Here is an 11,787-nt window from a genome sequence, read left to right on the forward strand (position 1 = left end):
ATGAATTAAGAATACATTAAAAATTTTTAGCTTTCTAGATTATTATTTAAAATAAATTTATAAATACATCACTATTTTAACGTATTAAATGTTTTATAATTACAAAAGCAGAAATAAGAAACAAATATTTTTTATTATATCTTATAGTCGGCTTATTATTTTTTCAAATATATCTATTACTTCTTTTGGTTTTATAACTTCTCTACATTCAAAAGTATTAATCTTGCATTTCTTACCGCCGCATATACAAGCTGAATTATCAGGTTTCTTCTCTATAACATAACTATTAATACCTATAGGAGAATTTTGATCTGAAGGTGTTGCAAAATATAAAGCCAAAGTTGGTATACCCACTATAGAAGCAACATGCATAGCTCCTGAATCATTACCTATAAATCCTTTGCATAAACTCAAAATAGCCGCTATCATATCAAGAGACATATACGGTATTATAGGATCTTTAAGAAGCATTGCTGAAATTTTATCTGAAATCTCTTTTTCATTAGGAGTTGTAACGAATAATGTCAAAGCATCATATTTATTTGATAGATAATTTGCAACCTCAGCAAAATATTCTTCCTTCCAAATCTTTCCAACACTATTAGTAGCACCTATACCATAAGCAAATACAATTTTATTATCTGGATTCACTTCTTTTATGTATTCTTTTGCTTTATTAACTATTTCATCTTTTATATTTAATTTTATTGTAGGTCTTTTTTTATCTATATCAATAGCTTTAAGTAAATTAACATAATAATCTGCTGTATGTGCCCATCTTATATCTTTTCTATCAACAGCATCAGTTAACATAAAATTTCTATAATCTGCCTTATATCCTATACGTCTTTTTATACCATGTCCGAAAATTCTAAAAGCACTCTCAAATGAATTAGGAAAAATCAAAGCAGCATCGAAATTATATTTTCTTAAGTTTTGGAAATTTTTAGTTTCTATACATTCATCTACTAAATCGCTTACTGTAAGTATACCGTACATTGATTTTTTAGCCATTGCGGTTATTTTAATATCTTTGTATTTTTCCTTTATTAGAGAAATTGCCGGCATAGACATAACAATATCTCCAAGCCAATTAGGCGAATGTATAAGCAAATTTCGTATATTATCCATAAAATAAAATAATATAAAAACATAAAACTACAAGTCATCTAAATCTATAAAATCATTCATAAATTTTTCATAACCGTTTATTATATTTTTATAAGCACTTCCTTCCATTATTAAATTATTAGATTTTCTAACATTGATAAAATATTCATAAAGCATAGAAAAATCATTTTTAAAAGTATTTTTCCACGAATCTTTAGAATCATCAATAACATCTATACTGCCGCAATTAAATATCATATATCTCAATAATTTATTTTGGCTATTTTGAGAAGAAATAACCATATCAATATATTTATCATTTACAAAAGTTAATTGATCCTGAATATATATAGAATTAATAACACTTTCATCTGTAGGTATCAATTTTTCATTTTCATCTATATAATTATTAGAATAATAATTTACATCATTAAATATTATGTGAAGATAAAAAGCAGGCAGCTTAACATCCATAGGCTTCATGCTTATTAATGTATTAGCTAAATTAGTCAAAGCTGTATCTAATAGTTTAACTTTAACTTGATTATTTGATATACTTATCTCTTTTATTACAGCACTATGCATTTGACTAAGTCCTATATAATCAATGCTTCTGCCTAATCTTATAGAATTAGAAAATAAAAAATTTTTATACACATTATCAGATACATAACATCTTTCAAATGTTTCATCATCTAATATAATAGCATCTTTATCCGAACGTCCTTGATATTGACTATAAAATATAGTTTCATATACACTAGGCGACAACATAGATGCTATCTCATATAATTTCACATTATTATAATCCATAAATCAAAAACTATATAACATTTCCTATACTTTTTATATCATAATCCATTATAAATAGCCTATATTTACTATCCACTCCACCGTTTTTATTCAAAAAATCCCTGCTTACACAAGTAAACTTAACAGGAACATTTATTTCCTTTGAAATTTCAGATGCTATATTCTCACCTATGTTTACATCTTCCATAGAAGTATCATACATCAAATGAGTATTATTAATTATACCGGTTATTTTTAACCCAAGAGCATTCTCTATAGATATTAAATGTCCTAAAGCATAATCAAAAGTAGAATTTTCTTTTCTGTTAGCATTTAATACAAATAACACATCTGTTTCATTAATGTCAACTTTATCCCTAAAAGTAGCAAAAGGCAGACTTCCTACAAAATTACCTCCCATATCAATTATACCAACAATATCTTTTCTATTAAAAATAGAATAAACTTCAGCAGATACAGCAGGCAAATCAGACCCTGATTGAGGCAAATAGCTTCCTATAACTTTTATATTATCATTTTCTAAATATTCTGCATGCTCTCTTGATCTGAAATATGGATTAACAACATCTAAATCGGCTATATAAATAGGTTCTTCAGTTAGGCTTCTAATATAAAGACTATAATTTATAGAAAAAGAAGTTTTACCCGCTCCATAATGGCCGCATATTATTGTTACTCTGTTATAATCCATAAAAAGTCATTCCCTAATTTCACACCTTATATTTAATAATATAATATATTTTACACTTTTTTCAATTTTTTTACTTAAATTAATTTTAGAATTATAAATATTATTTTTTATAATGTCAAATTTAATATATCAAATAATACAAAAAATAATTTTTTATACTTGAAAATAAAAATATAGTCGATATTATATAATAAGATTGTATTTTTTAATTGAGTATAGAATAATTGTTTTAGGAATAAGAAATGAAAAAATATATATTTATTTTGATGGTTTTATATACCTCTTGTATATTCGCACAATATGCAACTAATGACGCATATGTTCCAAATAATAATAACAACAATAATAACAATAACACAACTACAACAGAAGAAAATAATCAAAACAATAATGAATATATAACTAATGATGCTGTAATGGGAAGAAAACCTGCAGTTATAACTACTCCTATAACAGGATTTAAAAATATAACATTAGGTGCAAGCAGACAAGATACAATAGATGCTATATTAAGCGATAATACAATGACTTTGCCTAAACAATATATGACTGGAACCGTAGATTTATCAGCTGAAGAAAGTGCAACATTTATTGCTCTAGAAGAGAATAAGTTTTATAAAAGCGGATATTTTATATTCAAAGATGATGCTTTATATTCCATAACTATAAATTTCCAGCCTAATCAGGTTGATTTTTTAGAATTGCTATCAGCTTTAAATGCCAAATATACGAAAGGTGCTTTTTTAGATGCCAATACTGTAGCTTGGCAGAATGGAGATATAAGAATAATACTAGAAAGACCAAGTGTTGTTAAATATATAAATATGAATAATGTTACAACAACTTCAGATGTTAGAATAAAAGAAAAAGAGGAAGCTCCTCCTCAAAATACAAGAAAATCCATATTAGAAGGATTATAATAAATGCATAAATATATATTGTTAATATCATTATTAATTTTACCATTGATATCATGCAGCGGAAATGATAAAGGCGCAAATGTAAAAAGAGTAGAAATAATTTTAAAAGATAATGAAGAAGATAAAGAAAATATAGAGATCAAAGATTATAATGAAGATAAACTAAAAAAATTAGCTCTATCATCTCTTAAAGAATTTTATGCTTTACCTTATAATGAAGAAAGTGTTCGTATTGCCTATGAAAAATTTTATTCAACTAACTATAAAGAAATTTTAAGAAAAACTAGAAATATAAAAAATGCTGATGAATATGTACAAAGCGATCCTTCACTTGATTTTGAATTTGAAACCACAATAGATAAAGTTTATGGTATAAAATTAGATGGTAAAAAAGCATATATAGATGTTGATTCTTCTGTATATGATAGGGTTGAAGATACTACATCAAAAGCTAGACAAACTTTTGTAATGTCTTATGAAGATAATAAATGGGTTGTATTATAATATATATTTTATAATGCTTAAAACAATAAATAAATAACTATTAATAATACCATATTTTTTTCCGAGAATATTAACATAATAATATCATTATTATTTTTTAGGAGTTTATCTTGAAAGAGCCAATTATCGCTGGACTAGATGCAGGAAGTGCATCAATAAAAACTATCATCGCCCGTGTTAATGATGATAAATTAGATGTTATAGGAATAGGTGAAAGCGAAAGTGAAGGCATCAAAAAAGGAGTAATCATTAATATAGATGCTGCTGCTAATGCTATAGAAAAATCTATAAATGAAGCTGAACACATGGCTGGTTTGCAAGCTCCTGATATAATTGCAGCTATAGGCGGAGATCATATAAAAGGTCTAAACAGTAAAGGTGTAATAGGTGTTAATACAAAAGATAAAGAAGTTACGATAGCTGAAGTTGATAGAGTTTTAGACAGTGCTAAGAATATATTAATACCTGCTGACAGAGAAATCATAGAGGCCATAGAACAAGAATATTCATTAGACGGACAAGATGAAATAAAAAATCCAATAGGAATGTCTGGAACAAGATTAGAAACTAAAGTACATATAATAACCGGACTTAAACATGTAAGTGAGCATTTAAGAAAAACTTTAAATAAAATGCGTTTTTCCGGAAAAGATTTTATAGTAAATATACGCGGAAGTGCAGAAGCATGTCTTACAGAAGATGAAAAAGAACTTGGAGTTGTAGTATTTGATATAGGACATTCAACTACTTCTATGATGGTATACTTAGAAGGTTCTGTTTGGCATACTGCTGTAATACCTGTAGGAAGTCAGCATATAACTAATGATATAGCAGAGGGATTAAGAATAACTATACCTTCTGCAGAAAAATTAAAAAGAGATCATGGATTTGCTTTTATAGATATGGTTGGAGAGAAAGAAATTATTGAAGTTCCTACTGCAAGTGGACAATTGAAAACTTTGCCTAAAAGGGTATTAACAGAAATAATACAGCCTAGAGTAGAAGAAATATTTAGCTTATGCGGAAAAGAATTAAGTAAGATGAAGTATATTGATTCTCTTTCTGCCGGTATGGTATTCACTGGAGGCGGTGCTTTGCTTCCTGGACTTGTTGAACTAGCTAAGGCTTATCAAACAGCGGTTAAAGGTGCTGCACCTATTACTGCTAGAATCGGAGTACCTGATAAAATAGAAGGTATAAAAGATATTTCAAATAATCCTGCTTATTCTGCAGTTATAGGAATACTTATGATGAGTTTAGATGAGGCTACTCAGGTTAATATACCTTCTCATAAAAAGCAAAATGAAAAAAGTAAATTTAAATTTAATTTTAAAAATCCATTCTCTGAGTTTTTTAAATAATTATTTAAATTTATTAATCATAAATATATTTGATTTTTAAGCCTTTATATGTATAATTAGAATTAACCTACATATAAAGGCTTTATAATGGAACAAGAACCAAATAAAGATGATATTCTTGCCATAACAATGCAGCTTATACTAACAAGAATAGTTATGATTAGTAATTTAGTAGCTTCCATCAGTTTAATTATAGTAAACAATGGAATTAAAAGATACTATTTTATTGCAGCATTAATTTTTGCTTTATTCTTAGTTCTATATTTTTTAAAAACTATAAAAATAAAAATGTCTTTAATATACAGTATAATTCTAGCAATAATTATATTTGCTGCCAATTATTTTTTATAAATATTTTATACTCAAATAAAACAATATGCAAAAATCATAAATTTTGACAAATACATTCTTTATTAGTATAATATGTATATGAGTAAAAAATTCAATATTATAAAAAATTTTAATCCTTTGAATGATTATTTTATAAGATATCTTTTCACAGATAAAGGAAGCAGTGAATCTATACTTTTAGATTTTATCAATTCTATAATGCTTAATGCTAATATGAAAACTTTTCGTTCTGTAGAAATTCTTACTCCTTCGCCGAAGGCGGGCAGTCGCCTTAATTTAAAAAAGAATAGAAATTTAAAAGAAACCATAGTTGACGTAAAGTGCATCACACAAAATGGATCCGTAGTTATAATAGAAATACAATTACAAGGTAATTCAAGATTTCCTGAAAGAATACTTTATTATTGGGCTGCTAATTACAGCAAATTATTAAAATATGGTGAAAGATATGATGAACTTACTCCTGTTATAAGTATTAATTTACTAAATTTCAATTTAGATAAAACTAAAAATATACATTCCTGCTATATGCTTTATGAGATGAATAATAAAAAACTTCTTACAGATCATTTACAAATACATATAATAGAGTTAAAAAAATTCAAGAAAAACATATTAACTAAAGATTTAAATTGTTGGTTAAAAATGTTTACAAGCAAAAATTTGGAGGCTTCTATGTCTGAAATAGTAAAAGAAAAACCTATAATGGAAGAGGTTCAAAAAAAAATATAATAATTTTGTAAAAAGTAAATTAATGATGATGGAATATGAGAAGAAAGAAGCATATCTATATGGTAATCAGATAATGCTTGATGAAGAAAGAAGATTGGGAAAGGAAGAAGGCATAAAAGAAGGTATTGAGAAAGGTATAGAACAAGGAATAGAGAAAGGTATAGAACAAGGCAAAATAAACAAAGCAAAAGACATAGCATTAAATTTAAAAAACATGAATATGAGTAATGAAGATATAAGTAAAATTACAGGTTTAAGTTTAGAAGAAATAAAAAAATTATGAGCGTATTTTAAGTCTAATTGAAATAGGCTAAAAGTGAATAATTTGAAAAAGTAAAAAACTTGGGAATACCTATTATTCATAAAAATAATAGGTATTATTTAATATAATTGATTACTATAGAGGTGTAATATGGGTTGTCTTGGTGTATTCTTTGCTTTAAGCGATAAGGATTTAAATAAATTATTAAAAACTTCAAGGTTTGAAAGACCTGATTTTATTTCCGAAGATTTAGAAGAAATTTATTTTGAAAAACATACAAAATATATTTATGAACTTGATAAATCTTGGGATGCTATGCATAGATGTCTTTCCAGTGATGGACTTTTAATATTCGGTGATGATAATTATCCTTTAGGTTCCATTATAATGGGAGGAGATGTCTTATACGGAAATGGAGATGATGAGGAAGATTATATTATCACATTAAAAAAATCAAATGTAGTTAAAGATATTGCTGCAAAAATAGAAACAATAACAAAAGAACAATTCAAAGAAAAGTATTTTAAAATTGATGAAAAAGGTTATGAGTATCCATTAGGAAATGAAGATTTTGAATACACTTGGGATTATTTTTATAGAAGTATAGAGTTTTGGAAAAATGCTGCTGAGGCAAACAGAGCTGTTATATTCACTGTTGATCAATAATGTTTAAATATTTTATAATATTCATTTTTTACATAAATGCATTTTCTATAATGAATGATGATATATATAAATTAAATGATTTAAAATATAAAGGCTATGATATATACAGAAAAAAATAGAATATAATCGGTTTTCATAAAGATGAGTATAATTATAATTTATTTTTAGAAGATAATAATTTTAATACAAATAATTTATATATAAAAACATTTGACAGAGATGCAAATATAGAATTAAAAATCAATACAAAACAAAATCAAAAATATAATATACAAATACTAGAAATAAATATAATTAAATCAGGCAGAATATTAAATACATATAAAATGAATATATACCCTACTCTATTTAATGTAGAAATTACAGACGGGTACAATAATTATAAAGCTTTAAAAGAACATAAATCATTTACAATAAAAATAAATAAAAATATTTTTGATGAAATAAATGAAAGAAATATAAGCTCATTTTTAAAAATGGATTTTTATTTAAATGGCAGCAAAAAAATAAAAAATTTTAAAGCAATAAATAACAATACAAAAATTTTTGATATAGAACTTTTCAGCAGATATCCTTATTATTTTAATATTTATAATATAAAAATAATTTATGAGTAATATATTTTATTTATCTTAACTATATATTATTTATTTCATCTATTATCAGGATCGAATTTCTGCAATAGTCTTATAAGTAAATAAGCTGCTAAAAACATTATAGGACATAATACCCATTCTATGCCTTTTGGAAGTCCTGGAAAAACTTGAATAATAGAACCCAATACAAAACCGGATATTATTAAATAAGAAGATTTTACATAATGCTCCATCCAATATTCTAAAATTTTAGTAGTAAGAACAACACCTAAAATAGAGCCTACAGCCAAAGGAATCAAGTATGGGAAATATAAATTATGAACAGCATCAATAGTTTCCCTATATATACCCAAAAACAGAAACATATATGAAACACTTATACCAGGCAGTATCATCGCAATAGCCACAATAAGACCAGCAATTATAAGTATAAAATACATAAACACTTCGCTTCTATCTCCTGAACTGCTGAAAAAGCCTTCCGGTATTATTGATATTAAATATACTATGCCGGCACCTAGAAGAATGTATATAATACTTAAGAAATCAAATTTATAAGATTTTGTTTTATTATAAACTGTATTAAATCCTCCTAAAGCAGCTCCCATAAAAAAGAATGAAGAAACCGTATAATATTTTTCTATTATGTTAGATAAAGGCTTTGAAACTATAACCATTCCCAAAACAGAGCCTACGCAAAAAAACATTAAAAATAAAAAGTTAATTTTATTTTTAGAAAAATAATTCTCATTCTTTGAGAAACTTAAAATCCCGCTTAAAGAAGCAATTAATTTATCATATATTCCAAGTATCATTGCCATAGTACCGCCGCTGAATCCTGGCACCAACATTGAAGCTCCTATAATAAAACCTTTAATAGAAGTATATATATAATTCATCATTCCAGTTAAATTCATAAACTATTACAATCCTATTCTTTATTAATTTGCGAAAAAAAGAATATATTATATATAAATTTAAAGCAAGTATTTTTTACAATATTTTACAATAATTTTACCTTGTTGTAATTGATATTTAAGTAGTTTTAATTTATTATAAAAAATAATATACATAAAGAGGGTAAAAAATGAAGGCAGTTCTTTCTCTTATTTCTATTTTTATTTTAATGATTGCTATAATTTCCTGCGGTGGCGGAAACAAAGAAACAGCAGAAAATACTCAAACTAATCAAACAGAAACTAATCAAGTATATATTAATCCAACAACTACAAACAATAATAATACAGATATTGATATTAACTTTGATACAACTAAATATACCAATGAATATATTAAAGGTACAGAAATGGATCCTATACCTACAGGATATAGCAAAATAGATGAAATACTTAATGAATATAAATATAAAGCACCAATATACGAAATATCAAAATTATTAGCAGAGGAAGGACTAGAAGGAAAAATTACTGAAATGACAAATTTTGGTGATAAATACATATATAAAGATTCTACTTCTTTGTTTTTGGCAGTACAATTCGGATATAATGATTTAGCAAAAGAGCTTATAAAAGAAGGTGCTGATGTTAATGCCAGAGCAAGCGGTATGGAAACAGAAACAGAAGGCGGTCTTGATATGCTTTACTATGCTGTTAGAAATAATAATCCTGAAATGACTAAAATCTTAATTGATAAAGGACTTGATAAAAATAGAGATTATGGTTATGAATATTCTACTTATTTGACAGATATTGCTATCGGCAACAACAATCTTGATATACTTAAACTTCTTGTAAAAAGAGGAGATTCAAAAGAAACTTTAATTCCTTATGCAGTAAGAGGAAATAACATAGAAATGGTTAAATATTTATTATCTATAGGACAAGATATAGATGCACAAATATTTTTTGACGGTTTTTGGGTTGATTCTCCTTTGAAAGTAGCTGCTGAAAACGGCTATGTAGAAATGGCTAAATTTTTAATTGATGAAGGAGCAAATTTAAACTCAGCTGATGATTATATGCTTTATGCATATAATAATTATGATATAACTAAATTATTAGTAGATAATGATGTTTTTAATCTTAATACTAATACAACTAGAGAACAAGCTATAAAATTAGTACAAGAGGGCAAATATTATGAAATAGAAAAATTATTATCAAGCGAAGATTCAAATAATATAGACGGATATGATGAATTAATGAATGCTATATCTAAAGGCGATATGAAAGCATTAGAAAAACTTATAAAAGATGATACTGATTTAAATAAACAATATGATAAGATAACTCCTCTTGGTTTAGCTGCTGCTAGAAATGATAAAGAGATGGTTAAATTCTTAGTAGAAAAGGGTGCTGATATAAATTTAGAAGACGGATACGGATATACTCCTTTAATAATAGCAATGAAGTATCGTAATATTGGTTTAGTTAAAGATATTATTGATTTGAAGCCGGATTTAAATGCTATATGTTCAGCAACAGGAGATACTCCTTTAACATATTTAGTAGATAAAGTGAAATTTGGATCAGATATTTGTTATTATTTGATAAAAAATGGTGCTGATGTAAATAAAAAAAATAATAACGGAGATACTCCATTAATAGTTTCCGTACAAAATTTTATTTTAAGTTATGGTATGTTAGGAGTTCTTATAAATATGGGTGCTGATTATAACATTAAAAACAAAGAAGGAAAAACAGCTATGGATATTGTTATAGAAAAAGATGACAAAGCAACGCTTTATCATTTAAATAATCCTGACGATTTAGAATACTATCTTACTATATAAAAAATAATAAAATACAAAGTGCATGCATTATATATGTATGCACTTTTTTAATATTTTGCAGCCATTATTAAATTATAAGCGATAGCCTCTTTCTATAAAAACAACAAATATTTACTTTTATTTTCTTTTTGTTATAATTTTCTTATGAGAAATATTAACAGAATGAACGATTACTTTGTGCGTTATCTTTTAGGCTCCATAGGTAATGAAGACATACTAGAAAATATAGTTAATTGCGTTCTCAGAGATTCTGGTTTCGAAGAAGTTTATAATTTAGAAATAATTAATCCACATAATCTGCCTGAAAACATTAATTTAAAAGAGTCGGTTCTTGATGTTAAAGCAATTACTAAAGATAAGAAAAAAATTATTATAGAAATACAATTATCTGGAAATATAGATTTTGTCAAAAGAATATACTATTATATATCAAAAAATATTGTTAGTGAATTAAATGAAAATGAGTCTTATGATATTATTAGTCAGGTAATAAGCATCAATTTTGTTAATTTTAATATGGACTTTGGAGATGAAGGTAAAGCTCATAGGTGTTTTAAATTAATAGATACACAAAATAATAATGTTGCATTAGATATCATTCAAATGCATATAATAGAAATACCAAGATTTATAACAATACTAAATAATTCAAATACAGATGATATTAAAAGAAATCAAATATTATCTTGGATAGAGTTTTTCACTATTAAAGATTTAGAAAATGTTAAAGAAAAAATTAAAGGAGGTTAACCACATTATGCCTAAAGTAATAGATAAATATGAGAGATTTATATCAAGTGAGGAAGAAATGGAAGTTTATAATGCCAGAGATGCTTTTTTATATGGTCAAAGTTTAATGCTTAAAAGAGAGAGAGAAGAAGGTATTAAAGAAGGTATTAAAGAAAATCAAATATTAACAGCTAAAAATATGAAAAATAAAAATATGGATATTAATCTTATTAGCGAATTAACAGGATTGAATATAGAAGAAATAAAAAACTTGTGAGTACCTGACATTCGTTAGAATGG

General features: G+C 25.7%; 11 protein-coding genes and 2 pseudogenes. 9 read left to right on the forward strand and 4 right to left on the reverse strand.

Features of this window, described 5'->3' with window-relative positions; all coding sequences use genetic code 11:
* Nucleotides 1-141: 141 nt before the first annotated feature.
* The 3 genes from T324_RS0110050 to T324_RS0110060 are packed head-to-tail and all read right to left on the reverse strand — an operon-like array spanning nucleotide 142 to nucleotide 2,614.
* Nucleotides 142-1,131: a glycosyltransferase family 9 protein gene (locus T324_RS0110050; RefSeq protein WP_028330137.1), complete on the reverse strand. Its 990-nt coding sequence runs from the start codon at nucleotides 1,129-1,131 to the stop codon at nucleotides 142-144.
* A gap of 27 nt (nucleotides 1,132-1,158) precedes the next feature.
* Nucleotides 1,159-1,923 carry a hypothetical protein gene (locus tag T324_RS0110055; RefSeq protein ID WP_028330138.1) on the reverse strand — a complete coding sequence of 255 codons (765 nt, stop codon included), beginning with the start codon at nucleotides 1,921-1,923 and terminating at the stop codon, nucleotides 1,159-1,161.
* Between the two features lie 10 nt (nucleotides 1,924-1,933).
* The gene (locus T324_RS0110060) at nucleotides 1,934-2,614 is read right to left on the reverse strand and encodes a hypothetical protein (RefSeq protein WP_028330139.1); all 681 of its coding nucleotides are present in this window, start codon (nucleotides 2,612-2,614) and stop codon (nucleotides 1,934-1,936) included.
* A 242-nt stretch (nucleotides 2,615-2,856) separates the two neighbouring features.
* On the opposite strand from T324_RS0110060, the gene T324_RS0110065 reads away from it, so the two are divergent.
* The 7 genes and pseudogenes from T324_RS0110065 to T324_RS18990 all read left to right on the forward strand — a co-directional run bounded on the left by T324_RS0110065 (nucleotide 2,857) and on the right by T324_RS18990 (nucleotide 8,027).
* Nucleotides 2,857-3,534, forward strand: a complete 678-nt coding sequence (locus tag T324_RS0110065; RefSeq protein WP_028330140.1) for a hypothetical protein — start codon at nucleotides 2,857-2,859, stop codon at nucleotides 3,532-3,534.
* Between the two features lie 3 nt (nucleotides 3,535-3,537).
* Entirely contained in the window at nucleotides 3,538-4,038 is a 501-nt protein-coding gene (locus T324_RS0110070) for a hypothetical protein (protein ID WP_028330141.1), read from the forward strand.
* A 110-nt stretch (nucleotides 4,039-4,148) separates the two neighbouring features.
* Nucleotides 4,149-5,399 (forward strand): cell division protein FtsA, encoded by a 1,251-nt coding sequence (gene ftsA / locus T324_RS0110075; protein WP_028330142.1) that lies wholly within the window; start codon nucleotides 4,149-4,151, stop codon nucleotides 5,397-5,399.
* Nucleotides 5,400-5,486: 87 nt separating this feature from the next.
* Entirely contained in the window at nucleotides 5,487-5,750 is a 264-nt protein-coding gene (locus tag T324_RS0110080; RefSeq protein WP_028330143.1) for a hypothetical protein, read from the forward strand.
* Nucleotides 5,751-5,828: 78 nt separating this feature from the next.
* Nucleotides 5,829-6,765, forward strand: a pseudogene (locus T324_RS17140) (Rpn family recombination-promoting nuclease/putative transposase).
* A 129-nt stretch (nucleotides 6,766-6,894) separates the two neighbouring features.
* Nucleotides 6,895-7,410, forward strand: a complete 516-nt coding sequence (locus tag T324_RS0110090; protein WP_028330144.1) for a YfbM family protein — start codon at nucleotides 6,895-6,897, stop codon at nucleotides 7,408-7,410.
* A gap of 326 nt (nucleotides 7,411-7,736) precedes the next feature.
* Nucleotides 7,737-8,027, forward strand: coding sequence for a hypothetical protein (locus T324_RS18990; protein ID WP_425387431.1), 291 nt, complete (start codon nucleotides 7,737-7,739; stop codon nucleotides 8,025-8,027).
* 35 nt (nucleotides 8,028-8,062) lie between these two features.
* Here the strand turns inward: T324_RS18990 and T324_RS0110100 are convergent, their stop codons facing one another.
* On the reverse strand, nucleotides 8,063-8,923 hold the full coding sequence (locus T324_RS0110100; RefSeq protein ID WP_028330145.1) for a DUF368 domain-containing protein: 861 nt from the start codon (nucleotides 8,921-8,923) through the stop codon (nucleotides 8,063-8,065).
* Between the two features lie 170 nt (nucleotides 8,924-9,093).
* Between T324_RS0110100 and T324_RS0110105 the strand changes: the two genes are divergently transcribed.
* Together T324_RS0110105 and T324_RS17150 are read left to right on the forward strand one after the other, a co-directional pair.
* Nucleotides 9,094-10,758 carry an ankyrin repeat domain-containing protein gene (locus tag T324_RS0110105; RefSeq protein ID WP_028330146.1) on the forward strand — a complete coding sequence of 555 codons (1,665 nt, stop codon included), beginning with the start codon at nucleotides 9,094-9,096 and terminating at the stop codon, nucleotides 10,756-10,758.
* Between the two features lie 144 nt (nucleotides 10,759-10,902).
* Nucleotides 10,903-11,764 (forward strand): annotated as a pseudogene (locus tag T324_RS17150) (Rpn family recombination-promoting nuclease/putative transposase).
* The last annotated feature ends 23 nt before the right edge of the window (nucleotides 11,765-11,787 follow it).

Origin of the sequence: Brachyspira alvinipulli ATCC 51933 (assembly GCF_000518245.1) — a bacterium.
GTDB lineage: Bacteria > Spirochaetota > Brachyspiria > Brachyspirales > Brachyspiraceae > Brachyspira > Brachyspira alvinipulli.